Here is a 26,029-nt window from a genome sequence, read left to right as displayed (position 1 = left end):
GAATGATGTGACACAGTTGGAGCGAACGTGCGTAAGTCTGTCACACAAGGTGGAGGTCCCGCGATGTCGCTGGGCGTTCTGATCGATCGGCACCGAGACCTCCTCGAGCGCGCCGAAACAGCCATCGCCGAGCGCGACTACTTCTCGGCGTACCCGGAGTCACCCAGCCCACGCGTCTACGGCGAGACGGCGGCGGCCGACGGTCTGGCCGCGTTCGAGGCCTGGCGGGGCGCCGGTTTCCCGCTCGACACCCCCGGTGCCGACGGCACCGTCGCCACCGAGCGCAGCCCGTTCGGCCCCGAGCTCGGCGTGCGCTACCCACGGGTCCCGGCCACCGACGAGGCCGTGGCGGCGCTGCTGACGGCGGCGCGGGCGGCCATGCCGGCGTGGCGTCGAGCCGGCGTGGATGGGCGCGCGGCAGTGTGCCTGGAGGTGCTGGGCCGGCTGCACGAGCGCATCTTCGAGCTGGCCAACGCCGTCATGCACACTTCCGGCCAGGCGTTCGTGATGGCGTTTCAGGCCGGCGGCGCGCACGCGCTGGACCGGGCGCTGGAGGCAGTGGCGTACGCGCACGCGGAGCAGCGACGCATCCCTGGCGAGGTGCTCTGGGAGAAGCCTGCCAAGGGCGAGCCGCTGCGGATGACGAAGACGTACCACGTCGTGCCGCGCGGCGTGGCGCTCGTGATCGGCTGCAACACGTTTCCGACGTGGAACTCCTGGCCCGGCCTGTTCGCGTCGCTGGCCACCGGGAACGCCGTCGTCGTCAAGCCGCACCCGAACGCCGTCCTGCCGCTTGCCATCACGGTCCAGACCATCCGCGAGGTGCTCGCCGAGGAGGGCTTCGACCCGGACCTCGTCACGCTCGCCGCCGAGGACCCGGCCGACCGGCTGGCCGCCGTGCTCGCTGTCCGCCCCGAAGTGCGGGTCATCGACTTCACTGGGTCGACGGCATTCGGGCGGTGGCTGGAGGACACCGCGCGCCAGGCCGTCGTGTTCACCGAGAAGGCCGGACTGAACACCGTCGTCGTCGACTCGACCGACGACCTGCAGGGGCTGGTTGGCAACCTGGCGTTCTCGCTCAGCCTCTACACCGGCCAGATGTGCACGGCGCCGCAGAACATCTTCGTGCCTAGAGCCGGTGTCATCACCGACCAGGGCCGCGTCTCGTTCGACGAGTTCGGCGCGGCGCTGGCCGGTGCGGTCGACAAACTGCTGGGCGACGACGCCCGCGCGGTCGAGATCCTCGGCGCCGTGGTCAACGACAGTGTGCGCGGCCGCGTGGACGGGTTCGACGGCGACAGCCGGACCGTGCTGGCCGCCCGCTCACTGGCGCACCCGGCCTGGCCGGACGCGACCGTCCGGACGCCGGCCATCGTCGGCGTCGACGCGGCAGACGAGTCGGCCTACTCGGCGGAGTGCTTCGGGCCGGTCTCGTTCCTCATCGCCACCGGCTCCACCCAGGAGTCGATCGAGCGGTTCGCCGCGAGCGTGAACGAGCACGGCGGCATGACGGCGTCGGTGTACTCCACCGACCCGGCTGTGCTCGACGCCGCGGAGCAGGCCGCCGTCGACGCCGGCGTGCCGCTGTCGATCAACCTGACCGCTGGCGTCTACGTCAACCAGTCGGCGGCGTTCTCCGACTTCCACGGCACTGGGGCCAACCCCGCCGCCAACTCCTGCCTGACCGACTCGGCGTTCGTCGCGTCGCGGTTCCGGGTGGTCGCATCGCGCCGTCACACCTGATTCGCGCCGTCTCCGGTGTGACATCGTGCGCTTCAGGGGCGACGTGACGTAATCGTTACGGCGAAGTTGCCGAACGCCTCTTGCAATTTTCGAGCGTAAACGTTTTCGTTCATGCACTGGGATTCGAGCGGCAGGTGCTCGGACCGATCCCTTCTGGGAGGGAGGACCCACACATGGCGAAGAGCAGCGCCCGCAAAAGCTGGGCGGCTGTCGGCCTCGCTGCAAGCGTGTCGCTCGTCCTTGCCGCGTGCGGTGGCGACGACGGCGACGACGACTCCACGGCGGGGGGCGACGGAGGGGGCGGCGACGCGGACTGCGCGTTCGCCGAGGAGTACGGCGACCTCAGCGGCACCGAGGTGACCGCCTACAGCACGATCGTCGCGCCGGAGGACGAACCGCTCGAGGCGTCCTTCGACCTGTTCGAGGAGTGCACCGGGGCAACAGTGGTCTATGAGGGCTCCGACGAGTTCGAGGCCCAGCTGCCGATCCGCATCCAGGGCGGGTCCCCGCCCGACATCGCCATCATCCCGCAGCCCGGCCTGCTGGCGTCACTGGTGCGCGACTACGACGCGGTCGTCCCGGCTCCCGACGAGGCGCGGGCCAACGTGGAGGCGTCGTTCGACCCGTCGTGGATCGAGTACGGCACGGTCGACGGCACCTACTACGGCACACCGTTCGGCGCCAACGTCAAGTCGTTCGTCTGGTACTCGCCGTCGGCGTTCGAGGGTGCCGGCTACGAGATCCCGGAGACGTGGGACGACCTGATCGCTCTGTCGGACCAGATCGTGGCGGACGGCGGTCTTCCGTGGTGCGCCGGCTTCGGCTCCGGTGACGCCACCGGGTGGCCGGGCACCGACTGGGTCGAGGAGGTCATGCTCCGCACCGCCGGCGCGGACGTCTACGACCAGTGGTACCGCCACGAGATCCCGTTCAACGACCCGCAGGTCGTCGAGGCCTTCGACACCGTCGGCGAGATCCTCAAGAACGACGAGTACGTCAACGGCGGCCTCGGCGACGTGGCCAGCATCGCCACGACGCGGTTCGAGGACGCCGGCCTGCCGATCCTCGACGGCACCTGCTGGATGCACCACCAGGCGTCGTTCTACCAGGCCAACTGGGGCGAGGGTGTCACGGTGGCCGAGGACGGCGACGTCTTCGCGTTCTACCTGCCGGGCATCGAGGAGGAGCACGGCAACCCGGTGCTCGGTGGCGGCGAGTTCGTGGCCGCGTTCGCGGAGCGTCCGGAGGTCCAGGCGTTCCAGACCTACCTGTCCAGCGACCACTGGCACGCTGAACGGGCCAGCCACGGCAACTTCGTCTCGGCCAACCGCACGGTCCCGATCGACGCCTACGAGAGCCCGGTGAACCAGCTCTCGGCGGAGATCATCCAGGACGAGGAAGCCGTGTTCCGGTTCGACGCCTCGGACCTGATGCCGGCCGAGGTCGGCACGGTCGCGTTCTGGACCGGCATGGTCGACTGGGTGACCGGCGCAAGCACCCAGGAAGTCGTCGACTCGGTCGAAGCCGCCTGGCCGTAGGAGACGGCACTCGGACGGGCGGATCGCGCGAGGGCTGGTGCCCGGCGATCCGCCCGTCTCGGGGCTGTCTCCGTGTCAGCGGAAGGGGTGACACGTGGACAACTTCGAGAAGTTCGGGCAGATGGCGCTGGCCATCGCCCTTTTCGTCGGCGTCATGGGTGCGATCCTGCTGCTCGTCGGCAGGGCCAAGCGGCGCGTCGACATCTGGCAGTCGCTGGCGTTCGTGCTGCCGGCGCTGCTGCTGCTCGGGATCGGGCTGATCTATCCGGCGGTCCGCACGATCTACCAATCGTTCTTCGACCGCACCAGTGACAGCTTCGTCGGGCTGGACAACTACAGCGACATATTCACCGACTCCGCCATGCTGGTCGTGCTGCGCAACACCGCGGTCTGGGTCATCCTGACACCGATACTGGCGACGTTCATCGGCCTGGTGTACGCGGTACTGGTCGACCGGGCACGCATCGAAGCCGCCGCGAAGGCCGTCATCTTCCTGCCGATGGCCATCTCGCTCGTGGGCGCGTCCATCATCTGGCGGTACGTCTACGAGTACCGGCCGGACCAGCAGAACATCGAGCAGGTCGGCCTGCTCAACCAGATCCTGGTGTGGCTGGGCATGGAGCCCCGGCACTTCCTCGTCGACACGCCGCTGAACACGGTGTTCCTCATCGTCGTCATGGTGTGGGTTCAGGCCGGGTTCGCCATGACCGTGCTGTCGGCCGCCATCAAGGCGATCCCGTCCGACATCACCGAGGCCGCGCAGCTGGACGGCCTGACCGGTGTGCGTATGGTCCGCTACATCACGGTGCCGAGCATCCGCCCGGCGCTGGTGGTGGTGCTGACGACCATCTCGATCGGCACCCTGAAGGTCTTCGACATCGTCCGGACCATGACCGGCGGCCAGTTCGACACCAGCGTCGTCGCGAACGAGTTCTATACCCAGGGCTTCCAGCTCGGTGACACCGGCCTGGCGTCGACCCTCGCGGTGCTGCTGTTCGTCCTGGTGATCCCGATCGTGGTCTACAACGTCCGACAGCTGCGAAAGGCGGACTACCGATGACGGCCGCGGTTCCCACTCCCGCCCTGCAGGAGGAGCTGGCCACTGTCGAGCCGGCCACCATCACCGGACGGGCCCGCAAGCGGCTCACCTCGCGGTGGGCTTCGCTCGCCGCGCTGGTCATCGCGGTGCTCTGGACGCTGCCGACGTTCGGCCTGCTGCTGACGTCGTTCCGTCCCGAGAATGACATCCGGACCTCGGGCTGGTGGAACTGGTTCTCCGACCCGCAGCTGACGCTCGACAACTACGACGAGGTGCTGTACGGCGGCACGTCGTTGTCGACCTACTTCATCAACTCGATCATCATCACGATCCCGTCGGTGATCATTCCGGTCTCGATAGCGTGCCTGGCGTCCTATGCGTTCGCCTGGATGAGGTTCCCGTTCCGCGACACATTGTTCGTCGCCGTGTTCGCGCTGCAGATCGTGCCGCTGCAGGTAGCGCTGATCCCGCTGCTGCGCATCTACGTCGACGCCGACCTGAACGGGACGTTCTGGCCGCTGTGGATCTCGCACACGATCTTCGCGCTGCCGCTGGCGATCTTCCTGCTGCACAACTTCATGCGGGAGGTGCCCGCCGAGCTGATGGAAGCCGCCCGGGTGGACGGCGCCGGCCACGTGACGATCTTCACGCGGATCATGGTCCCGCTGGTGACGCCCGCCATCGCGGCGTTCGCGATCTTCCAGTTCCTGTGGGTCTGGAACGACCTGCTGGTCGCGATCACCATGGCTACCGGCGCTCAGGACATCCAGCCGCTGACGGCACGGCTGGCGGAGCTGTCCGGCAGTCGCGGCAGTACGTGGCATTTGCTGTCCGCGGGCGCGTTCGTCTCCATCGTGATCCCGGTGATCGTGTTCGTGTTCCTGCAGCGCTACTTCGTCCGTGGCCTGCTCGCCGGTAGCGTCAAGGGGTGATGTCCTGGTCTGGCCGCCGCGAGGATGTGTGTGATGACCGGCATCGTTGACGTTGCGGCCCGGGCCGGCGTCTCGGTCGCCACGGTGTCCCGCGCGCTGCGCGGGCTGCCCGGCGTCTCCGAGACGACCCGGCGTCTGGTACAGGACATCGCGGCCGAGCTGGGCTATGTGGCCTCGCCCAGCGCGGCCGCGCTACCCACCGGGCGGACGGGTGCGGTTGCGGTGGTCTCGCCGGTGGCCCGCGGCTGGTACTTCACCGCCGTCCTCGAGGGTGCGCAGGAGGTGCTGACGGCCAACGGCTACGACGTCCTGCGTTACGACCTGTCCGAGGTCGAGACCAACCGGCGCAAGGTGTTCGACACGCAGCTGCTGCGCAAGCGGGCCGACGGTCTGCTCATCATGAGCCTGCCGCTGACGCACGACGAAGTGCAGGCCCTGCACGCGATGCGCCGGCCGGTCATGGTGGTCGGGCCCATCGTGGCAGGACTGTCCTGCGTCCGCGTCGACGACGTCGAGGTCGGGCGCACCGCCACCCGGCACCTGGTGGAGCTGGGACACCGTCGGATCGCGTTCGCCGGCGGCGACCCCAACGACCATCTCGGGTTCCCGGTGTCGCCGGACCGGCGCTTGGGCTACCTCGAGGTGCTCCGGTCGGTGGGCGTCGAGCCCGACCCGGCGCTGACGGTGCCGGCCAAGTTCACCGTCGAGGCCGGCATCGCCGCGTTCTCGGAGCTGGCGGCGCGAGGGGAGGCGCCGACCGCGCTCTTCGCGGTCTCCGACGAGGTGGCGATGGGCGTCATCTACGAGGCACGGCGGCGCGGTCTGCGGGTACCGGAGGATCTCTCCGTCGTCGGCGTCGACGACCACGACATGTCGTGGCTGTTCGGGCTCAGCACCGTGGCCCAGGACGTCCGCGAGGAGGGCCGGATCGCCGCAGCCGCGCTGGTGGAGCGGTTGCGGTCGGTGGTCGATGCCGAGCCGGAGGTCACCACCGTCCCGACCAAGCTCGTCGTGCGCGAGACCAGCGCCCGGCTTCCGGGCTGAGGCACCGGAGCACGTGCTCCCGCTACGCCGGGCGGGCCGGCGCGGCGGGAGCGGTGTGCACTGAGCGTCGACCGTCTGTCAGGTGGTCGTCGCTCCGCTCGGTCCGGCCTCGATGACCCTCGCCGTGCTCGGGCGGGAAACCTCGATGCGGCGAGGCTTGGCCTCCTCGGCGACCGGGACCGAGAGGGTGAGGACACCATCGGCGTAGCTGGCCTCGATGTGGTCCAGTTGGAGGCCGGCGCCGAGGTTGAGCTGCCGGACGTACGTGCCGATCGGACGTTCGCGGCTCAGCCACTCGACGTCCTCGGACCGCCCGGTCCGCTGGCCCCGGACCGTCAGAGTGCGGTCCTTCACGCTGACGTCCAACGAGCCGGGGTCGATGCCCGGCAGGTCGAAGTGCATGACGTAGTGGTCGCCAGAACGGTACAGGTCCATCGGCATCGTCGCGGCGTTGCGAGCAGAACCCAGCATCTGCTCGGCAAGACGGTCGATGTCACGGAACGGGTCGTAGCGGGTGACCACATCAACCACCTCCTGTCACCACACGCCCCCGCTCACGCGGGAGCGGAAACGACGGTCATTGCACTTCTAGGTTTAGCACTCTCACCCCGAGAGTGCCAACCCCGAGCGCGAGATCCATCGGATCGGCGGCATCATGGCGGGCGTAGACCGAGGCGAAGCCGTTACGTAAGCAATCCTGTCGGCACTGGACAACCGCGTGATAGGTAAGGAATGTGACAGATTCCGCGCCGGAGACCCCGGAGATCCCGCCGACACCGTTCCACGATCTGGACGCATACGTCGCCCTGCCGCGCACCGGCGGACTGACGCTATCGCCAGATGGCAGCCGCCTCGTGACGGCTGTGTCCACCCTCAACCCCGACAAGACCAAGTACGTCACCGCGCTGTGGGAGGTGGATCCGGCCGGCGAGCGCCCCGCGCGGCGGCTCACTCGCAGCGCCAAGGGAGAGAGCGGTGCGGCATTCCTGCCCGACGGCTCGCTGCTGTTCGGCTCCGCCCGCCCCGATCCCGGGTCGTCCGGTGACGACGCCGACGACCCCGTGCCGCTGCTCTGGCTGTTGCCAGCCGACGGCGGCGAGGCGCGGGTCGTGGCCAAGCGGCCCGGCGGCATCGGCGGCGTCGTGGTTGCGCGCGAGTCCGGCACGGTCATCGTCGCCTCCGACACGTTCCCGTCCTCCGGCGACGTGGAGTCGGAGGAGAAGCGGCGCAAGGAGCGCAAGGAGAAGAAGGTCGCCGCCATCCTGCACGAGCGCTACCCGGTGCGGTACTGGGACCACGACCTGGGTCCCGACGCGCCGCGGTTGTTCGCCGGCACGCTGCACGACGGCGACACCCCGCTGGACGACCCCGCCGTCGAGCTGCGTGATCTCACCCCGGACGCCGGGCGCGCGCTGGACTCCGCCGGCTACGACGTGAGCCCGGACGGCAGCGCCGTCGTCACCATGTGGAACATGCTCGAGCGCGGCGGGCTGCGGCAGTCGCTCGTGGTCGTCGACGTCGCCACCGGCGAGCGCCGCGTGCTGGCCGACCACGCCGACTACGAGTTCGAGACCCCGCGGTTCAGCCCCGACGGCTCAACCGTCGCCGTGGTGCGCGGCAAGCGCTCCACCCCGACCGAGCCGGTCGACCAGAAGCTCGTGCTCATCTCCGTCGCCGACGGCACGCTGCGCGAGCTGACCGCCGACTGGGACCGTTGGCCCAGTGCGCCGCGGTGGACCCCGGACGGGTCGGCGCTCATCGTCGTGGCCGACGACGACGGCCGCGCCCCGGTCTTCCGCATCGACGCCGCCACCGGTGCCGTCACCAAGCTCACCTCCGACGACTACGCCTACAGCGACATCGTCGTCTCGCCCGACGGCGCCACCGTCTACGCGCTGCGCACGTCGTACCTGGAGCCGCCCGCACCGGTCCGGCTCGCCGCCGACGTGGCGGACCAGCAGTCCGTGCCGCTGCCCGCGCCCGCCCCGTCCCCGGCGCTCCCCGGCACCGTCGCCGAGCTCGAGACCACCACGTCCGACGGCGTGCGGGTGCGGGCCTGGCTGGCGCGGCCCGCGGGCGCCTCGGCCACCAGCCCGGCGCCGCTGCTGCTCTGGATTCACGGCGGACCTCTGAACTCCTGGAATGCGTGGTCGTGGCGGTGGAACCCGTGGCTCGCGGTGGCGCAGGGCTACGCGGTGCTGCTGCCGGACCCGGCGCTGTCCACCGGCTACGGCCTCGACTTCATCCGGCGCGGCTGGGGGTCGTGGGGCAAGGCGCCGTTCACCGACTTGATGGCCATCACCGACGCCACCGTCGCCCGCGACGACATCGACGAGACCCGCACCGCGGCCATGGGCGGCTCGTTCGGCGGCTACATGGCCAACTGGGTCGCCGGCAACACCGACCGGTTCGACGCCATCGTCACCCACGCCAGCCTGTGGGCGCTCGACCAGTTCGGGCCCACCACCGACGCCGCGTTCTACTGGGTCAAGGAGATGACGGCGGAGATGGCCGCGGCCAACTCGCCGCACAACCACGTCGACTCCATCACTACGCCGATGCTGGTCATCCACGGTGACCGCGACTACCGCGTACCCATCGGCGAGGCGCTGCGGCTGTGGTTCGAGATCGCCTCCCGGGCCGAGGCGGAGGACGGCGAGATGCCGCACAAGTTCCTCTACTTCCCCAACGAGAACCACTGGATCCTCACCCCGCAGCACGCGAAGGTCTGGTACCAGACGGTGTTCGCGTTCCTCGGCCACCACGTGCTCGGCAAGGACTGGGAGATCCCGGCCATCCTCACCTGAGTCCGTCGCCTGGCTACGGGAGCGCACGACGGGGTCGGCTCGCGCCGACCACGTTCGCTCCCTGGGCTCGCTGTATTTCCGCGCCGAGGCCTCTTACCTGCGTTCCACGGCGCGGCACGCACAATGGAACGCATGGCCATCACTGGGCGTCCCCGAGTCCGCGCACCCGAGCTGGTCGGCCGTGGCGGCTGGCTCAACACCGGCGGCTCGCCGCTGTCGCTCACCGAGTTCCGCGGCCGATTCGTGCTGCTCGACTTCTGGACCTTCTGCTGCATCAACTGCCTGCACGTTCTCGATGAGCTGCGGCCGTTGGAGGAGTCGTACGGCGACGTCCTCACCGTCGTCGGGGTGCACTCGCCGAAGTTCGCGCACGAGGCCGACCATGACGCCGTCATCGCCGCGGTGGAGCGGTACGGGGTGCATCACCCGGTGCTCGACGACCCCGACCTGACCACCTGGCAGAACTACGCCGTCCGGGCGTGGCCGACGCTGACGCTGGTCGACCCCGCGGGGTATGTCGTCGCGCAGTTCTCCGGTGAGGGGCACGCACACGCTCTCGATGCCATCCTCCGCGAGCTGATCCCCCAGCACGAGGCGAAGGGCACGCTGCGCCGCGGCGACTCGCCGTACGTCCCCCCGGAGCCCGAACCCACCCAGCTGCGGTTCCCCGGAAAGGTCATCGCGCTGCCCGGCGGGACCTTCCTGGTCAGCGACAGCGGCAACCACAGCCTGGTCGAGCTGGCCGACGACCTCGAGACCGTCGTGCGGCGCATCGGCACCGGTGAGCGCGGGCTGGTCGACGGCGGACCGGACCGGGCGCGCTTCAGCGAGCCGCAGGGCCTCACGCTGCTCCCGCCGGAGCTGCATGCGCGGGCCGGCTACGACATGCTCGTCGCCGACACCGTCAACCACGTGCTGCGCGGCGTCCGGCTGTCCGACGGCCAAGTCACGACGGTGGCCGGCACCGGCTCGCCGTGGATGCAGGGCGATCCGAGCGGCGACGACGTCAGCGGCGACCCGAGGGCGGTCCCGATGTCCTCGCCGTGGGACGTGGTGTGGTCGCCCGCCGCCACGACCGTCGTGGTGGCGATGGCCGGCATCCACCAGCTCTGGGCATTCGACCCGGTCGAGCCGTCCGTCCAGCTGCTGGCCGGCACCACCAACGAAGGGCTCGTCGACGGCAAGCTGCGCGACGCCTGGTTCGCCCAGACGTCCGGGCTCGCGGTCGGCGCGGACCGCCGGCTCTGGCTCGCGGACTCCGAGACGTCATCGCTACGAGCAATCAATTTCCAGGGCCCGTCCTCGGGCGTGGTCGAGACCGCCGTCGGCACCGGGTTGTTCGACTTCGGCTTCCGCGACGGACCGGCCGGGCAGGCGCTGCTGCAGCATCCGCTCGGTGTCACCGCTCTACCGGACGGCTCCGTCGCGGTCAGCGACACGTACAACAACGCGGTCCGCCGCTACGACCCTGCGACCGGCGAGGTGATCACCCTGGTCACCGGCGTGCGAGAACCCAGCGGTGCCGTGGTCGACGGCGCGTACCTGGTGGTGGTGGAGTCTGCCGCACACCGGCTCACCCGTGTGCCCCTCGGCTCGGCGGCGACGGCGCCCGGCTCCGCGCACCAGACCCAGCGGCCGGCGCTCGACGTGGCGCCGGGGGAGGTGGAGCTGGTGGTGGTCTTCGCCCCGCCGCCCGGGCAGAAGCTCGACGAGCGCTACGGGCCGGCCACCCGGCTGTCGGTCTCGGCAACACCCGGCGCGGTGCTGGCCGACGGCGCCGGGCGCGGCACCGAGCTGGCCCGACAACTGCACGTGCAGCCCGCCGCCGGGGGTGCCGGCGTCCTGCACGTCGCGGCGATGGCGGCCTCGTGTGACGACGGCGGCGAGAACGCCGCGTGCCACATCCACCAGCAGGACTGGGGTATCCCGGTGCGCGTCGTGGACGGAGGCACCGATCGCATCGAGCTCGTCCTCTCCGGATGACCTGCTGAAACGCGAGCACGTCAAGACATCCTCGAGGGAGGACCTGTCTCGGTCGCCAGGAGTGTGGCGGCGGACGTGCTGGGGGCCGACCCCAGCCCTCTCGACATGGCGCTGCGGCCGCACCCACGCCGTGCTGCGCTGTCGCCTCGGCTGGGCGCTGATGCCGGTGGCGGCACTGACGGCGCGGCCGGGCACGGCGCGTACTCGGCCGTCGACGTCGCCACCGGCGACGCGGTCGCGCTGCCCGACCGGGCCGTGCCGTAGAGGCGACCGGCATTCCGTTCGCGCTGAGGGGTGACGAGCGTCTCCGTGCGTGGATTGTGCTGGGTGGGCACCGGCCGGGTAGACTCATGATCAAGCCAGGGCCTCGTGATCGTACGAGGCCTGATCTGTGCCCGAATTCTGTGACGGTGGAGCGTCGAGGGAAAGTCGGGTACCCGCGCCCCCGAAGGCTCACCGTGTTCCGCGCCGTGCGGAAACGCTGGGGTGCGCCCGCGCTCGACCGAATCGGAGCACCATGACGTACACCCCTGCCGGCGTGCCCGCCGGCTCCCCGAACCGTTCGGACCGCCGCTACCGCCGTGACTCCGGTTCCGGCCGTGGCGACGGCCCGGCGCGCTCGGGCCGCGACGGCGGCTGGAACCGCGGCGGCTCGGGCCGTGACGGCTCGGGCCGCGACGGCCGGCCGTACGGGCGCCGGCCCTTCCGCGGCAACGACCGCCGGCCCGGTGGCGGCCAGCACCGCGACCGCCGGTCGTTCGACCCCGCCCGACGCGCGGCCATCGAGGCCTTCGACCCGGCCGGTTCCGCCTTCTCCGGCCTGGACGTGCCGGACCGCGTCGTCAAGATCCTCGGCGTCGACGGCATCGTCGAGCCGACCCCCGTCCAGGCCGCGGTCGTCCCGGACGCCCTCGCCGGCCGGGATGTGCTCGGCCGGGCGCGCACGGGCTCGGGCAAGACCCTCGCCTTCGGCCTGCCGATCCTGGCTCGCCTCGAGGGCGAGCGCAGCCAGCCCAACCACCCGCGCGCCCTGATCATCGTGCCGACCCGTGAGCTGGCCGGTCAGGTCACCCAGGCGCTGGAGCCGCTGGCCGAGACGTTGCGGCTGCGGATGGTCACCGTCTACGGCGGTGCGCCGTACGACCGGCAGATCCGCCGGCTCGACCGTGGCGCCGACATCGTCGTGGCCACCCCCGGCCGTCTCGGCGACCTGGTCGAGAAGGGCGCCTGCAACCTCGACGCCGTCGAGGTGGTGACGCTGGACGAGGCCGACCACCTGTGCGACCTCGGGTTCTTCCCGGTCGTGGACGAGCTGCTCGGGCAGACCCCGGCGGGCGGGCAGCGGCTGCTGCTCTCCGCGACGCTCGACGGCGACGTCGACAAGTTGGTGCGCCGGCACCTGAACCAGCCAGCCCGGCACGAGATCGACCCCGATGCCGGCTCGGTCACCACCATGGACCACCACGTCCTGGTGGTCGGGCCGCACAACAAGCTCGATGTCACCACTGAGCTGGTGCGGGCCAACCCGCGCAGCATCGTGTTCACCCGGACCAAGGGCGCCGCGACTCGGCTGGCCGAGGACCTCGAAGACGCCGGCGTTCCGGCGGTTGACCTGCACGGCGACCTGTCGCAGCGGGTGCGCGAGCGCAACCTCGACCGGTTCCGTACCGGCCGCGCCCAGGTGGTCGTCGCCACCGACGTCGCAGCACGCGGCATCCACGTCGACGGCGTCGGCATGGTCGTGCACTTCGACCCGGCCGGCGAGTCGAAGTCGTACCTGCACCGCTCCGGCCGCACCGCGCGGGCCGGAGCGTCCGGCGCCGTCGTCACGGTGGCGACCCCGGGGCAGGCCCGCGGGCTGGGCGAGCTGTTCCGCCGCGCCGGCGTCACCGCGAAGAGCGTCGACGCTCGCTCGCTCGAGGGCCCGATCACGCCGACCGCGCTGGCCGAGGCTCCCGCCATGGCCCAGCGCGAGTCGCGCCCCCGCCCCGGTGGCCGCGGTGCCGGCAACGGCCGTGATCGCTCCGGTTTCAAGGGCCGGCGTCGTGACGGTGGCCGCCCGTACCGCGGTCGTCCGCGCGACTGATCCCTTGGGGACGGCCGGCCGACATTCCCGCCGGCCGCCCCCGAATGATCACGTTCAGCACGAAATTCCATGTCGCACCATGCTTGTAAGCCTGGTGCGACACGAGATCTCGTGCTGAACGTGATCATTCTCAAGGCTGCCGACCGGGTATTCGAGGTTGGCGCGGCGCGCGGTCAGGGTGATGGCGTCAGGAGCTCGGAGCGCACGCCGCGGCGGGTGGCCGCGACGTGGTCGCGCGCCAGCTGACCCGCGGCGGCGGAGTCGCGCCGGCGCACCGCGTCGACCAGGGCCTCGTGCTGCTGGCGGGTGATGGTTCGGCGACCGGACGGCACGGTGGAGAAGTAGAACCGCGCCCGCATGCTCAGTGTCCGCACGAACCCGGCGATGAGCTTGTTCTGCGAGCAGTCGGCCAGCGCGCTGTGGAACTCGGCATTGATGCGGGCCAGCTCGACCGGGTCGGTGGAGCGGCGCTGCCGGGCGAGGACGTCGTCGAGGATGGCCAGCTGCTCGCCGGTGCGCCGTTCGGCGGCCAGCGCAGCGGCCTGCGACTCCAGGAACATCCGGCTCTCGAACAGGTCGGCGAGCTCCTGCTCGCTGCGGCCGCGGACAAAGGCGCCCTGGTGCGGCCGGAACTCGATCCAGCCGTCCACGCCGAGCGCGCGCAGCGCTTCGCGGACCGGGATGTGGCTGATGCCCAGCTGCTTGGCGAGGGCGTCGGCGTTGAGGTGCGCACCGGGCATGAGCACGCCCTGCAGGATGGCCTCTTCCAGGAGGTCGCGCACGTGGGGCGCGGTGCGGCCGGCACGCTGCATGCGATTGAGCGGTGCAAGACCGGCGATGCCGGCGGTGACGGCGCCCGTTGTCACGATGCACTCCCTCCGCGAGGCCAGCAAAATCCTATCTGATCGATACCCAGAGGCCGACTAGCAGTCTTCAGCGACTCCACTGGTAGCGTGGAATTGCAGCGGTTTTACCGTGGCGATACAGAGCGGAAACCTGGGAGTGATCCTATAGCTTCTCAGCCTTCCGGCTCGACCGCTCGTGCTGTGGATCCGCCCGCCTCGTGCGGCGTACCGGACGCGGGCTCTCGACGGGTGTTGACCACGGCGCGAGGGCAGTCCTAGGGTATCCGTATGGTGAATGGTCATATTCCGGATCGTGGAAATGACTAGTCGCGCCGTCGGCACGTCCTGGCCCGCCGAGCTGGCTGCTGTCCTCGGCCCCGACAGCGTGATCACCGATCCCGCGCGGCTGCGGACGTACGAGTGCGACGGGCTGACCGGCTACCGCGTCGTGCCGGCCGCCGTGGCGCTACCCCGGTCGACGGAGGAGGTCGCCGCCGCCGTCGGGGTCTGCGCGCGGCACGGCATCTCGTTCGTCGCCCGCGGTGCCGGCACCGGGCTGTCCGGCGGGGCGCTCCCGGTTGCCGACGGCATCGTGATCTCGCTGCAACGGCTGCGCCGCATCCTGCACGTCGACCCGGTGAACCTGCGCGCCGTGGTCGAGCCCGGCGTCACGAACCTCGACATCAGCCGCGCCGCGGCGTCCCACGGCCTCTACTACGCGCCGGACCCGTCCAGCCAGCAGGTCTGCACCATCGGCGGCAACGTCGCGGAGAACTCCGGCGGCGCGCACTGCCTGAAGTACGGCTTCACTGTCAACCACGTGCTGGCCGCGGAGGTGGTGCTGGCCGACGGCACCGTCACCACGCTCGGCGGCCAGTCGCAGCACCTGCCGGGGTTCGACCTGCTGGGCGCGTTCGTCGGCTCCGAGGGGACGCTGGGCATCGTCACCCAGGTCACCGTCCGGCTGCTCGCCAAGCCCGCCCAGGTTCGGACGATGGTGGCCGATTTCGCCACGGTGGCAGCCGCCGGCGACGCGGTCACCGCCATCGTCGCGGCCGGTATCGTCCCTGCGGCTGTCGAGATGCTGGACAACCTCGCCATCCAAGCCGTCGGTGCCTCGACGCGCAGTGTCTACACGGCCGACACCGCCGCCGCGCTCGTCGTCGAGCTCGACGGCCCGCCCGATGACGTCGCCGAGCTGTTCGACGATGTGCAGCGGATCTGCCGCGACCAGGGAAGCACCAAGATCATGGTCGCCGCCGACGCGGAGGAGCGGGCGCTGATCTGGCAAGGCCGCAAGGCGGCGTTCGCCGCCGTGGGACGCATCAGCCCCAACTACTTCGTCCAGGACGGGGTGGTGCCGCGCGGCCGGCTGGCCGAGGTGCTGGGCCGCATCGCCGCGATGGCCGACGAGGCCGGCATCCGGGTGGCGAACGTGTTCCACGCCGGAGACGGCAACCTGCACCCCCTGGTGCTGTACAGCGAGGCCGACGGCGAGCACGACCGCGCCGAGCGGCTGTCGACCGAGATCGCCGAGCTGTGCGTCGAACTGGGCGGATCGCTCTCCGGCGAGCACGGCATCGGCGCGGACAAGGCCTGCTCGATGCCGCGGATGTTCGGCGAGGACGATCTGGCGACCATGCTGCGCCTGCGCGAAGCGTTCGACCCGGCCGGTCTGTGCAACCCGGGCAAGGTGTTCCCGACGCCCCGGCTGTGCGGCGAGCGACCGGGACCGTACCGCCCGCACCCCTTGGAGACCGCCGGCGTCATCGAGCGGCTATGAGCGCCATCGTCACCACGTACCGGCCGGCGGACCTGGCCGAGTTGCGCGACGCGCTGACTGAGAGCGCCCGGGCCGGGCAGCGGCTCGCGGTCGCCGGCACCGGTACCGCGCAGTGGGGCGGCCTGGTTGACGCGGACGCCGTCGTCGACACCACCGCGATGACGGGCCTGATCAGCTACAACCCGACCGATATGACGGTGGCCGTGCGGGCCGGCACGCGCCTGGCGGACCTGCAGGAGGTGCTGGCCGAGCACCGCCAGTGGGTCGCGCTCGACCCGGCGCGGGCCACGGCCGAGGGCGGCACCGTCGGCGGCATCGTGGCCACCGCCGACGCCGGGCCGTCCCGGCACCAGTTCGGCGGCTCCCGCGACAGCGTCATCGGCATGACCGTCGTGCTTGCCGACGGCACCGTCGCGCGTTCGGGCGGGCACGTCATCAAGAACGTCGCCGGCTACGACCTTGCCAAGCTGTTCCACGGCTGCTTGGGCACCCTCGGCGTCGTGGCCGAGGTGGTGCTTCGGGTCCACCCCCGGCCGGCGGCGACGGCGACCCTCGCGGTCGCGTGCCCGGCCCGCGAGGCGTTCACGCTGGGCGGCCGCCTGATCGCGGAGTCGCTGGAGCCGGCTGCCGTCGAATGGACATGTACCCGCCCGCGAGGGCCAGGCCTGGCGCAACGGGCGGAAGCTGCACGAGAACAGCGCGACGGCACTCTCCTGGTCCGCTTCGACGGCACCACCAACGGCGTCGCGGACCGGCTGCGCCGGGCCCGCGCCCTTGCCGGCGAACACGCCGCCGAGGGCACCCCCGAGCACTGGCAGAAGGCCGGCCGGCTCGCCGTCGGCGCCCCCGGCGACACTGTCCTGCGCCTCGGTACCGCCCCGGACCAGGTGGCCCAGCTGGTCATGGACGTCGACCGCCTCGCCGCCACGCACGCCGTCGACGCCGCGATGACCAGCACCCTGTTCGCCGGCGTCCACACCGTCCGCCTCCGCGACGCCCCCGCCGCCGCTCACGCCGCCGTCGTCGAGAGCCTCCGAATGGCTCACTCCGCTGCGACCGTGTGCCGTTGGGCCCCCGATCTGCGGAACGAGCTCGCCCCTTGGGGCGACCCGCCCCCAGCGGTCTCTCTCCTCCGAGCAGTGAAGCGTCGCTTCGACCCCGACGATCGCCTGTGCCCCGGAAGGTTCGCGCCATGGTTCTGAGTCACCCCCCGCGGAGGCCGGGCACGACGGAGCCGGCCGGGGTTCGGTCGGGCATCGGCGAGGAACGAGCCGCGGGCGGGGCCGGCTCCGTCGTGCCCGGCCTCTGCGAGAGCGCAACTCATGACTGAGCGGACCTCCTTCGACTCGCACCGGCCGCCGAGTCGGGAGTTGCTCGACGACTGCGTTCACTGCGGCTTCTGCTTGCCGACATGCCCGACGTACGTCATCAACGGCGAGGAGATGGACTCGCCGCGGGGCCGGATCTACCTGATGGACTTGGCCGAGCGGGGCGAGATCCCGCTGGACCGGACGATGTCGGCGCACATCGACTCGTGCCTGGGGTGTTTGGCGTGCGTGCCGGCGTGCCCGTCGGGGGTGCGCTACGACCTGCTGATCGAGGCGGTGCGACCGCAGATCGAGCGGCACGTGCCGCGGACCAGGATCGACCGGCTGGTGCGCCGCGCGGTGTTCGCGGTCTTCCCGCATCCGGCCCGGCTGCGAGTGGCGGCGGTGGCCGGGCTGCTGTACCGGCGGCTGGGGTTGGCTGCGTCGCTGCGCCGGCTGGGCGTGGTGCGCCGGTTGCCGGCCCAGGTGCGTGCGGCGGAGGAGCTGCTGCCGCCGGTGCGGTTCCGGTCGCTGTTCGGCCGGATGGACGCCGTCGTGCCGGCGGTCGGGGAACGGCGGATGCGGGTGGCGCTGCTCGAGGGGTGTGCGCAGCGGGTGCTGTTCGGCGACGTCAACGCGGCGACGGCGCGGGTGCTCGCGGCGGAGGGCTGCGAGGTCGTGGTGCCACGCGAGCAGCAGTGCTGCGGGGCGCTGAGCATGCACGCCGGCCGGGAGGACGAAGCGGCGCGGCGGGCCCGGCGGCTCATCGACACGTTCGAGCGGCACGAGGTCGACGCCGTCGTCGTCAACGTGGCCGGTTGCGGCTCGTCGATGAAGGAGTACGGCGAGCTGCTGCGTGACGACCCAGCGTACGCCGACCGGGCGGCCCGGTTCGCCGCGTCCGTTCGCGACGTCTCCGAGGTGCTGGCGCAGCTGCCGCCGCGGGCCGAGCGGCACCGCATCGACGCGCGGATCGCCTACCACGACGCCTGTCACCTGGGTAACGCGCAGGGCATCCGGCAGCAGCCGCGTGACCTGCTGCGCTCAGTGCCGGGGGTCGAGGTAACCGACATCCCGGAGGCCTCGATCTGCTGTGGTTCGGCCGGCATCTACAACCTGGTGCAGCCCGATGCGGCGGAGGAGCTGGGTCGGCGCAAGGCCGCCGCCATCGAGTCGACCGCGCCGGACGTCGTCGCCACCGCCAATGCCGGCTGTCTGCTGCAGGTGCGACGGTTCCTCACCACCGACGTCACCCTGGTGCATCCGATCCAGGTGGTCGACGCGGCGATCCGCGGGGTGCCGCTGGGGGAGGAACGACGATGACGGCGTCAGGCCCGCGCCGCGCGCCCGTCGAGCTCCACCGACAGCGCCCGCGCGGCATCGGTGAGCAGCGGCACCGCGCGCTCGACCAGCGCATCGGTGACTCGCGTGCCGGGGCCGGAGATGGACAGCGCCAGCCGGGCCGGCGCGTCCGGCACTGCGACGGCGACGCAGCGCACGCCGAGCTCCTGCTCGCCGTCGTCGATGGCGTAGCCGCGCTCGGCGGTGAGCTCCAGCTGCCGGGCGAGCACGCCGGGGTCGGTGATGGTGTGCTCGGTCTGCTGGGGCATGCCGGTGCGCTGCAGGATCTCCTGGACGGTGCGCTGCGGCAGGGTGGCCAGGACGGCCTTGCCGACGGCGGTGCAGTGCGGCGAGACGCGGCGGCCGACCTCGGTGAACATTCGCATGGAGTGGCGCGAGGGCACCTGCGCGACGTATACGATCTGGTCTGCGTCCAGCATCGCGAGGTTGGCCGACTCGCCCAGCTCGTCGACCAGGTGGGTGAGCTGCGGGCGTGCCCAGGTGCTGAGCATGGTGGAGGAGCTCTCGCCGAGCCTGATCAGGCGCGGCCCGAGGGCGTACCGTCGTGACGGTTCCTGACGCAGGTAACCGAGGTCGACGAGAGTACGGACGATCCGGTGGATCGTCGGAAGCGGCAGGTTCGACGCCGTGGCCAGCTGGGACAACCCCATGCTGCCGCCGTGGTCGGCCATGGTCTCCAGCAGGCCGAACGCGCGCTCGACGGACTGCACGCTTCCCGAGCGGGGTTTCTGCTCGGAGCGGAGGTCGTCCCCTGACCGTTCGGCTTCCACGTTTCAGATACTAACGTCCACGATACAGAATTTGGAGGGCCAGATGGCCGCCCCAAGCCCTGGATACGCGATCACCGTCCGTGTCGAGGCACCGTCCTCGTCGACCGCCACCAGCGGCCTCGCCGCCGCCGTGAGTGCCGCCGGCGGCGCGCTCACCGCGCTCGACGTGGTCGAGTCGCACGCTGACCGGCTGGTCGTCGACGTCACCTGTGACGCCGTCGACGCCGACCACGCGGAGTCGATCACCAAGGCGCTGGCCGACGTGTCCGAGGTCAGCGTGCGCAAGGTCAGCGACCGGACGTTCCTCATCCACCTCGGCGGCAAGCTGGAGGTCAACCCGAAGGTGCCGCTCAAGCACCGCGACGACCTCTCCCGCGCCTACACCCCCGGGGTGGCCCGGGTCTGCCTGGCGATCGCGGAGAACCCGGAGGACGCGCGCCGGCTGACCGTCAAGCGCAACACCGTCGCCGTCGTCACCGACGGCTCCGCGGTTCTCGGCCTGGGCAACATCGGCCCGGCCGCCGCCTTGCCGGTCATGGAGGGCAAGGCGGCCCTGTTCAAGCAGTTCGCCGGCGTGGACGCCTGGCCGGTCTGCCTGGACACCCAGGACACCGATGAGATCGTCTCGATCGTCAAGGCGCTCGCGCCGGTCTACGGCGGCATCAACCTCGAGGACATCGCGGCACCGCGCTGCTTCGAGATCGAGGCCCGGCTGCGCGAGCTGCTCGACATCCCGGTCTTCCACGACGACCAGCACGGCACCGCGATCGTCGTGCTGGCGGCGCTGACCAACGCGCTGCGGGTGGTCGGCAAGACCCTGGACGGCATCAAGGTGGTGGTCAGCGGCGTCGGCGCGGCCGGCCACGCGATCATCCGCCTGCTGCACGCCCAGGGCGTCACCGACATCGTCGCCTGCGACCGGCGCGGTGCGGTGCACCCGAACGGGGAAGGCCGCGACGAGTTCCGCCGCTGGATCGCCGAGAACACCAACCCGCGCGGCGTCACCGGCTCGCTGACCTCGGTGCTGGCCGGGGCCGACGTGTTCATCGGGGTCTCCGGGCCGAACCTGCTGACCGGCGACGCCATCGCCACCATGGCCCCGGACGCCATCGTGTTCGCGCTGGCGAACCCCGACCCGGAAGTCGACCCGATCGCCGCGCGCGAGCATGCCGCCGTCGTCGCCACCGGCCGGTCGGACTTCCCGAACCAGATCAACAACGTGCTGGCGTTCCCGGGGTTCTTCCGCGGCATGCTCGACGCCGGTGCCCACGAGATCTCCGACGCGGTCATGCTCGCCGGCGCCGGCGCGATCGCCGACTCCGTCCGACCGGAGCAGCTCAACGCCAGCTACATCGTGCCGTCGGTGTTCGACCCGGAGGTTGCGCCGGCCGTGGCGGCCGCCGTCAAGCACGCCGCCCAGGCCACCGCCTGACCACTGGCGCCGGGCAAACGCCGCGAAGACAAGGCGTCTGAGGGTCGAGCGATCAGGGCATCTGCTCGTAGGCGGGGAGCGTGAGGAAGTCGATGTAATGGTCGGCCAGGGCCAGCTCGGTGAAGGTGGCCCTGGCCTCGGCCCAGTGCCCGCCGGCGAACGCATGGGTGCCGATCTTCTGCTCGATGGCGGCGCACTCCTCGTCGATGACCCGCTCCACCAGCTCGCGGGTGACCTGCTGCCCGTCGGACAACTCGACCTTGGTGTGCAGCCACTGCCACACCTGGCTGCGGCTGATCTCGGCGGTGGCGGCGTCCTCCATGAGGTTGTTGATGCCCACGGCGCCGGTGCCGCCCAGCCAGGCGGCCAGGTACTGGATGCCGACGGAGACGTTGCTGCGCAGGCCCGCCTCGGTGACCTCGCCGGGCGTGGACGCGATGTCGCGCAGATCCTCGGCCGACACCTGGACGTCGTCGCGGGTGCGGTCGATCTGGTTCGGACGGTCGCCGAGCACGGCGGTGAACGCCTCGCGGCACACCTCGACCATGCCCGGGTGGGCCACCCACGAGCCGTCGAAGCCGTCGCCGGCCTCGCGCGTCTTGTCGTCGCGGACCTTCGCGAACGCCGCCTCGTTGACCTCTGGGTCGCGGCTGGGGATGAACGCGGCCATGCCGCCGATGGCGTGCGCACCGCGCTGGTGGCAGGTGCGGACCAACAGCTCGGTGTAGGCGCGCATGAACGGCACGGTCATGGTGACGGAGTTGCGGTCGGGCAGGACGTAGTCCGCGCCCCGGGTGCGGTAGTTCTTGATGACGCTGAACATGTAGTCCCAGCGGCCGGCGTTCAGGCCGGCGGAGTGCTCGCGAAGCTCGTAGAGGATCTCCTCCATCTCGAACGCCGCCGGGAACGTCTCGATCAGCACGGTGGCCCTGATGGTGCCGCGCGGGATGCCCAGCGCTTCCTGGGCGAGGACGAACGCGTCGTTCCACAGCCGTGCCTCGAGGTGGCTCTCCATCTTGGCCAGGTAGAAGTAGGGGCCCTGGCCGCGGTCGATCTGCTTCTGCCCGCTGGTGGCGAGGTACAGCGCGAAGTCGACGAGGCCGCCGGAGGTGGGCTCGTCGTCGACGGTGATGTGCTTCTCCGGCAGGTGCCAGCCGCGCGGCCGGACGACGATGGTGGCCAGTGGCTGCTCGGTGCGCAGCGCGTAGTGCTTGCCCTCGGGGCTGGTGAACTCGATGGTGCCGTCGATGGCGTCACTGAGGTTGAGCTGCCCGCCGACGACGTTCTCCCACAGCGGGGTGTTCGCGTCCTCCTGGTCGGCCAGCCAGACCTTTGCGCCGGAGTTGAGCGCGTTGATGGTCATCTTCCGGTCGGTGGGGCCGGTGATCTCGACCCGGCGGTCCTCCAGGCCCGGCGCCGGCGGCGCGACTTGCCACGAGCCGTCGTCGCGGACGGGCTCGGTCTCGGCGAGAAAGTCCAGGTCGGCGCCGGCGGCGAGCGCGGCCGTCCGCTCGGCCCGTCGCTGCAGCAACTCCAGCCGGCGCGGGTTCAGCTCCCGGTGCAGGCGCTCGATGAGGTCCAGTGCCGTCGGCGTCAGCACCTCGTCGTACCGGTCGTGCAGCGGGCCAGTGACCTGGATACCACTCATGATCGCACCTTTTCCATTATGCGGAAAGTCGAATCTGCATACCAGAATATTGCCAGTGGCGAACGACGGTCAACCCGCCGGGCGCGACGTCGAAGGTGTGCAGCCGTGGCCGGTGCTCCGCCGACGGCGACGACCCCCGGGCCGTGGGTGGTACGGCCCGGGGGTCGACGTGCGGGGCGGAGGGCGTCGGTCCGGGTGAGGGCCCGGCGCGCCACCGTGGGTGGGGCGGTCAGAAGGCGGCTTCGTCGAGGTCCATCAGCGCGTTGTCGGTGGCGTCGACGACGGCCCGCTCGGCGGTCAGGCGGGGCAACACCTGGCGGGCGAAGAACTGCGCCGCGGCCATTTTGCCCTCGAAGAACGAGTGGTCCTTCGCGGCCGGCTCGTCGTCGAGCTTGGACAACGCGACCGCGGCTTGGCGCAACAGCAGCCACGACACGACGAGGTCGCCGGTGGCCAGCAGCAGCCGGGTGGTGTTCTGGCCGACCTTGTAGATGTTGCGCAGGTCGCCGCCGTCGGTCCTGGGGTCGGACGACATCAGGAAGCCGACCAGGGTCCCGAGAATGCCCTGCACGTCCTCCAGCGCTTTGGCCAGCAGCTCGCGCTCGACCTTGAGCCGGCCGCCGCCGAGCTCGTCGTCGAGGGTCTGCTGGATCTGCTGCGACAGCCAGCCGATGGCCTGGCCGTTGTCGCGCACGATCTTGCGGAAGAAGAAGTCCTGGCCCTGGATGGCGGTGGTGCCCTCGTAGAGCGTGTCGATCTTGGCGTCGCGGACGTACTGCTCCAGCGGGTAGTCCTGCAGGAAGCCCGAGCCGCCGAACGTCTGCAAGGACTCCGAGCCGAGCAGCACCCAGGAGCGCTCCGAGCCGTAGCCCTTGACGATGGGCAGCAGGAGGTCGTTCACCCGCTCGGCGGTCTCGTCGGTCTCGCCTCGAGCGGCCGCGGCGGCGACGCGGTCCTGCATGGTGGCCGTGTAGAGCACGAGCGCCCGCATGCCCTCGGCGTGCGCTTTCTGGGTCATCAGCGAGCGCCGTACGTCAGGGTGGTGGGTGATGGTCACCCGCGGCGCGGTCTTGTCGGTGGCGCGGGTGAGATCGGCGCCCTGGACCCGCTCCTTGGCGAACTCCAGCGCGTTGAGGTAGCCGGAGGAGAGCGTGGCGATGGCCTTGGTGCCGACCATCATCCGGGCGTACTCGATGACCTGGAACATCTGCGCGATGCCGTCGTGGACGTCGCCGAGCAGCCAGCCGACCGCGGGCTCGTCGCCGTCGCCGAACGAGAGCTCGCACGTGGTAGAGACCTTCAGGCCCATCTTCTTCTCGACGTTCGTGGCGTAGACGCCGTTGCGCGCGCCCAGCTCGCCCGTCTCGGGGTCGAACCGGAACTTCGGCACGACGAACAGCGAAAGGCCCTTGGTTCCCGGGCCGCCGGCGCCCTCGACACCGACCGGGCGGGCCAGCACCAGATGGATGATGTTCTCGCTCATGTCGTGCTCGCCGGAGGTGATGAACCGCTTGACGCCGTCGAGGTGCCAGCTGCCGTCGTCCTGCGGGTAGGCCTTCGTGGTGCCGGCGCCGACGTCGGAGCCGGCGTCGGGCTCGGTGAGCACCATGGTGGCCGCCCAGCGCCGGTCGATCATGATCTCGGCGATGCGCCGCTGCTCCGGCGTACCGTTGCGCCAGATCACGCTGGCGAAAGACGGGCCGGACGCGTACATCCAGGCCGCCGCGTTGGCGCCGAGGATCAGCTCGGCCGCGCCCCAGAAGACCGACGGCGGCAGCGGGGTGCCCCCCAGCCCTTCCGGCAGCGCGAAGCGCCACAGCTCGGAGTCCATGAGCGCGGCGAAGCTCTTCTTGAACGACTCCGGCACCGTGACCGTTCGGGCGGCGGGGTCGTACACCGGCGGGTTGCGGTCGGAGTCGACGTACGATGCCGCAAGGTCCTCGCGGCTGAGCCGGTCGACCTCGGCCAGGATGCTGCGGACGGTATCGGTGTCGAAGTCCGCGTGGCGGCCGCTGCCCAGCTGCTGATCGCTGCCGAGCACGTCGAACAGCGTGAACTCGATGTCGCGCAGGTTGGACTTGTAGTGGCCCATGCGTTCCTCCGTGCGGCCGTTCCGATTGCGTCCGCTGGTTGCTACCAGTCGGTAACCCATGGTGCTACCAGCGAGTAACTTTTCGCAACCCCGGATCTCGTGACCGGTCGGAACGACGGCGATCTCTTGCCGTCGTAGTGGAACTCACGGGGGTCCGGGGCCGTCCCATGAATATGCGACGACTAGGAACCCTGGCCGCTGTGGCGAGCATCGCCCTGATCGCTGCGTGCGGTTCGAATGACAGCGACGACGGCACCACAGCCGTGCCCGAGGACGGCGGCTCCGGCGGCTCGTCCGAGCCGGCCGTGTCGATCGTCAGCAGCCGCTGGGTGCTCAGCCAGCTCGAGACCGCCGATGCGTCCCTGCAACCGTCGGGCGAGTCCGAGGCATGGTTCGAGATCGGCGAGAACGGTGACGTCACCGGTTCGACGGGCTGCAACGGCTTCAGCGGCGCGGCGGAGGTCAGCGACTCCAGCATCACGTTCCAGCCGCTCATCTCGACCCGGCGCGGCTGCTCCGGCGAGCTGGGCGACATCGACAACGCCATGCTGGGCGTGCTGCGTGGTGAGGTCACCGCCGAGGTCTCCGGTGACGTCCTCACCATCACCAACGCCGAAGGCGGCACCCTGACCCTGCAGGCCTCCGACCAACCGGCGACGGAGCTCTGACATGGTCCGCCCAGCCGGCCCCGGCCTGCTGGGCGTTCTGGTGCTGCTCGCCGCATGCGGCGACAGCGGTGTCACGGCGAGCCCCGACGGCGGCTCCGACGCGGGGCCGGCGCTCGCCGGCCGGACCTTCGTGTCCACCGGCGACGCCGGCATCCCGGGCGGCGGACCATTGCGGCTGAGCTTCACCGACGACGGCCGGTTGCAGGCCACCGCCGGCTGCAACAGCCTCAACGGGCCGGTCCAGCTGTCCGGTGGCCAGCTCGTCGGCACCGACCTGGCGATGACGGAGATGGGCTGCGAGCCCGACGTCATGGAGTCCGACGCCTGGCTCGCCGACCTGGTCGCGGCCGAGCCGGCCTGGGAGCTCACCGAGGACGACACCGTCGTGCTCACCGCAGGGGACCTGGTCGTCACCCTGGTCGATCGCGACGTGCTCGAGCCACCGGCCGAGCTGACCGGGCAAGAGTGGGACGTCGACACCCTGATCGACGGCGAGACCGCGTCGACGGTGCCGGCCGGCGTCGACGCGTACCTGGAGCTCGACACGTCGACGTTGTCCGGGGTGTCCGGCTGCAACGAGGTCTCCGGCACCGTCGCGGTCAGCGGGGACACCATCACGTTCACCGAGCTGGGCGGCACGGACATGCTCTGCGAGGAAGCGGCGATGGGCGTGGAGGAGCTGGTGCTGTCGGTGCTCGCCGGCGAGGTCCGATACTCCATTGACGGCGATCGGCTCACGCTGGAGAACGACACTGGGCAGGGCCTGCAGGCCGTGGCCGGCGGTTGACACCGGCAGCCGTCGTTTGTCACGGTTCGTGCGACTTTCCACAACTGATCCACAACCTGTGGGTCGTGGTGCGGAATGGCTGATCAGCGGCCACATCGTGGCTGCTCGAAGACCCCTCGGACCCTTACCCCGAGGGGTCTTCGAGATTCCTATCGCATCCGGG

Annotated in this window: 20 protein-coding genes; 15 read left to right on the top strand and 5 right to left on the bottom strand. The window is 70.8% G+C overall.

Annotated elements, in window-relative coordinates; genetic code table 11:
* Positions 1-63 precede the first annotated feature (63 nt).
* The 5 genes from paaN (at position 64) to E1269_RS22920 (ending at position 6,296) form a co-directional block, all read left to right on the top strand.
* Positions 64-1,743, top strand: coding sequence for a phenylacetic acid degradation protein PaaN (gene paaN, locus E1269_RS22940; RefSeq protein ID WP_131898906.1), 1,680 nt, complete (start codon positions 64-66; stop codon positions 1,741-1,743).
* Positions 1,744-1,916: 173 nt separating this feature from the next.
* Complete coding sequence (locus tag E1269_RS22935) at positions 1,917-3,281, top strand: ABC transporter substrate-binding protein (RefSeq protein WP_131898904.1); 1,365 nt, start codon at positions 1,917-1,919, stop codon at positions 3,279-3,281.
* 121 nt (positions 3,282-3,402) lie between these two features.
* Positions 3,403-4,341: a carbohydrate ABC transporter permease gene (locus E1269_RS22930; RefSeq protein WP_131898933.1), complete on the top strand. Its 939-nt coding sequence runs from the start codon at positions 3,403-3,405 to the stop codon at positions 4,339-4,341.
* Positions 4,338-5,252: a carbohydrate ABC transporter permease gene (locus E1269_RS22925; protein ID WP_131898902.1), complete on the top strand. Its 915-nt coding sequence runs from the start codon at positions 4,338-4,340 to the stop codon at positions 5,250-5,252. Before E1269_RS22930 ends, E1269_RS22925 begins: the two co-directional genes overlap by 4 nt.
* A gap of 33 nt (positions 5,253-5,285) precedes the next feature.
* Positions 5,286-6,296, top strand: coding sequence for a LacI family DNA-binding transcriptional regulator (locus E1269_RS22920; RefSeq protein WP_162606584.1), 1,011 nt, complete (start codon positions 5,286-5,288; stop codon positions 6,294-6,296).
* A gap of 78 nt (positions 6,297-6,374) precedes the next feature.
* On the opposite strand, the gene E1269_RS22915 is transcribed toward E1269_RS22920, so the two are convergent.
* Positions 6,375-6,818 (bottom strand): Hsp20/alpha crystallin family protein, encoded by a 444-nt coding sequence (locus E1269_RS22915; protein WP_131898932.1) that lies wholly within the window; start codon positions 6,816-6,818, stop codon positions 6,375-6,377.
* Positions 6,819-7,030: 212 nt separating this feature from the next.
* Between E1269_RS22915 and E1269_RS22910 the strand changes: the two genes are divergently transcribed.
* From E1269_RS22910 to E1269_RS22895, 4 genes are all read left to right on the top strand, one after another.
* Complete coding sequence (locus E1269_RS22910) at positions 7,031-9,103, top strand: S9 family peptidase (RefSeq protein WP_239001001.1); 2,073 nt, start codon at positions 7,031-7,033, stop codon at positions 9,101-9,103.
* A gap of 132 nt (positions 9,104-9,235) precedes the next feature.
* On the top strand, positions 9,236-11,086 hold the full coding sequence (locus E1269_RS22905; protein WP_131898898.1) for an NHL domain-containing thioredoxin family protein: 1,851 nt from the start codon (positions 9,236-9,238) through the stop codon (positions 11,084-11,086).
* Between the two features lie 63 nt (positions 11,087-11,149).
* Positions 11,150-11,350, top strand: a complete 201-nt coding sequence (locus tag E1269_RS22900; RefSeq protein WP_131898896.1) for a hypothetical protein — start codon at positions 11,150-11,152, stop codon at positions 11,348-11,350.
* A 253-nt stretch (positions 11,351-11,603) separates the two neighbouring features.
* Positions 11,604-13,172 (top strand): DEAD/DEAH box helicase, encoded by a 1,569-nt coding sequence (locus E1269_RS22895; RefSeq protein WP_131898894.1) that lies wholly within the window; start codon positions 11,604-11,606, stop codon positions 13,170-13,172.
* Positions 13,173-13,345: 173 nt separating this feature from the next.
* Here the strand turns inward: E1269_RS22895 and E1269_RS22890 are convergent, their stop codons facing one another.
* Complete coding sequence (locus E1269_RS22890; protein ID WP_131898892.1) at positions 13,346-14,038, bottom strand: GntR family transcriptional regulator; 693 nt, start codon at positions 14,036-14,038, stop codon at positions 13,346-13,348.
* A 298-nt stretch (positions 14,039-14,336) separates the two neighbouring features.
* On the opposite strand from E1269_RS22890, the gene E1269_RS22885 reads away from it, so the two are divergent.
* From E1269_RS22885 to E1269_RS33905, 3 genes are all read left to right on the top strand, one after another.
* Positions 14,337-15,800, top strand: a complete 1,464-nt coding sequence (locus E1269_RS22885) for an FAD-linked oxidase C-terminal domain-containing protein (protein WP_131898890.1) — start codon at positions 14,337-14,339, stop codon at positions 15,798-15,800.
* The gene (locus E1269_RS22880) at positions 15,797-17,002 is read left to right on the top strand and encodes an FAD-binding oxidoreductase (RefSeq protein WP_131898888.1); all 1,206 of its coding nucleotides are present in this window, start codon (positions 15,797-15,799) and stop codon (positions 17,000-17,002) included. The genes E1269_RS22885 and E1269_RS22880 overlap by 4 nt, the downstream gene beginning before the upstream one ends.
* Before the next feature lie 120 nt (positions 17,003-17,122).
* Positions 17,123-18,430, top strand: coding sequence for a (Fe-S)-binding protein (locus tag E1269_RS33905; RefSeq protein WP_131898886.1), 1,308 nt, complete (start codon positions 17,123-17,125; stop codon positions 18,428-18,430).
* A gap of 5 nt (positions 18,431-18,435) precedes the next feature.
* Here the strand turns inward: E1269_RS33905 and E1269_RS22870 are convergent, their stop codons facing one another.
* Positions 18,436-19,239 carry an IclR family transcriptional regulator gene (locus tag E1269_RS22870; RefSeq protein ID WP_275264621.1) on the bottom strand — a complete coding sequence of 268 codons (804 nt, stop codon included), beginning with the start codon at positions 19,237-19,239 and terminating at the stop codon, positions 18,436-18,438.
* 43 nt (positions 19,240-19,282) lie between these two features.
* Between E1269_RS22870 and E1269_RS22865 the strand changes: the two genes are divergently transcribed.
* Entirely contained in the window at positions 19,283-20,671 is a 1,389-nt protein-coding gene (locus E1269_RS22865) for an NAD-dependent malic enzyme (protein WP_131898884.1), read from the top strand.
* A 52-nt stretch (positions 20,672-20,723) separates the two neighbouring features.
* On the opposite strand, the gene aceB is transcribed toward E1269_RS22865, so the two are convergent.
* Both aceB and E1269_RS22855 read right to left on the bottom strand, forming a co-directional pair.
* Positions 20,724-22,319, bottom strand: a complete 1,596-nt coding sequence (aceB, locus tag E1269_RS22860) for a malate synthase A (protein WP_131898882.1) — start codon at positions 22,317-22,319, stop codon at positions 20,724-20,726.
* Positions 22,320-22,548: 229 nt separating this feature from the next.
* Positions 22,549-24,411 carry an acyl-CoA dehydrogenase gene (locus tag E1269_RS22855; RefSeq protein WP_131898880.1) on the bottom strand — a complete coding sequence of 621 codons (1,863 nt, stop codon included), beginning with the start codon at positions 24,409-24,411 and terminating at the stop codon, positions 22,549-22,551.
* A 200-nt stretch (positions 24,412-24,611) separates the two neighbouring features.
* Between E1269_RS22855 and E1269_RS22850 the strand changes: the two genes are divergently transcribed.
* Complete coding sequence (locus E1269_RS22850; protein WP_162606583.1) at positions 24,612-25,079, top strand: META domain-containing protein; 468 nt, start codon at positions 24,612-24,614, stop codon at positions 25,077-25,079.
* A 1-nt stretch (position 25,080) separates the two neighbouring features.
* On the top strand, positions 25,081-25,866 hold the full coding sequence (locus E1269_RS22845) for an META domain-containing protein (RefSeq protein WP_131898876.1): 786 nt from the start codon (positions 25,081-25,083) through the stop codon (positions 25,864-25,866).
* The last annotated feature ends 163 nt before the right edge of the window (positions 25,867-26,029 follow it).

It is taken from the genome of Jiangella asiatica (assembly GCF_004349065.1).
In the GTDB taxonomy this organism is placed as follows: domain Bacteria; phylum Actinomycetota; class Actinomycetes; order Jiangellales; family Jiangellaceae; genus Jiangella; species Jiangella asiatica.
Note: the sequence above shows the minus strand (reverse complement) of the source record. Positions and strands in the feature narration are given on the sequence as shown.

Bases quoted from the DNA above. Each gene is read 5' to 3' on its own strand.
- paaN (WP_131898906.1), top strand. From the start codon at position 64: ATGTCGCTGGGCGTTCTGATCGATCGGCACCGAGACCTCCTCGAGCGC.
- E1269_RS22935 (WP_131898904.1), top strand. From the start codon at position 1,917: ATGGCGAAGAGCAGCGCCCGCAAAAGCTGGGCGGCTGTCGGCCTCGCT.
- E1269_RS22930 (WP_131898933.1), top strand. From the start codon at position 3,403: ATGGCGCTGGCCATCGCCCTTTTCGTCGGCGTCATGGGTGCGATCCTG.
- E1269_RS22925 (WP_131898902.1), top strand. From the start codon at position 4,338: ATGACGGCCGCGGTTCCCACTCCCGCCCTGCAGGAGGAGCTGGCCACT.
- E1269_RS22920 (WP_162606584.1), top strand. From the start codon at position 5,286: ATGACCGGCATCGTTGACGTTGCGGCCCGGGCCGGCGTCTCGGTCGCC.
- E1269_RS22905 (WP_131898898.1), top strand. From the start codon at position 9,236: ATGGCCATCACTGGGCGTCCCCGAGTCCGCGCACCCGAGCTGGTCGGC.
- E1269_RS22895 (WP_131898894.1), top strand. From the start codon at position 11,604: ATGACGTACACCCCTGCCGGCGTGCCCGCCGGCTCCCCGAACCGTTCG.
- E1269_RS22885 (WP_131898890.1), top strand. From the start codon at position 14,337: ATGACTAGTCGCGCCGTCGGCACGTCCTGGCCCGCCGAGCTGGCTGCT.
- E1269_RS22880 (WP_131898888.1), top strand. From the start codon at position 15,797: ATGAGCGCCATCGTCACCACGTACCGGCCGGCGGACCTGGCCGAGTTG.
- E1269_RS33905 (WP_131898886.1), top strand. From the start codon at position 17,123: ATGACTGAGCGGACCTCCTTCGACTCGCACCGGCCGCCGAGTCGGGAG.
- E1269_RS22865 (WP_131898884.1), top strand. From the start codon at position 19,283: ATGGCCGCCCCAAGCCCTGGATACGCGATCACCGTCCGTGTCGAGGCA.
- aceB (WP_131898882.1), bottom strand. From the start codon at position 22,319: ATGAGTGGTATCCAGGTCACTGGCCCGCTGCACGACCGGTACGACGAG.
- E1269_RS22855 (WP_131898880.1), bottom strand. From the start codon at position 24,411: ATGGGCCACTACAAGTCCAACCTGCGCGACATCGAGTTCACGCTGTTC.
- E1269_RS22845 (WP_131898876.1), top strand. From the start codon at position 25,081: ATGGTCCGCCCAGCCGGCCCCGGCCTGCTGGGCGTTCTGGTGCTGCTC.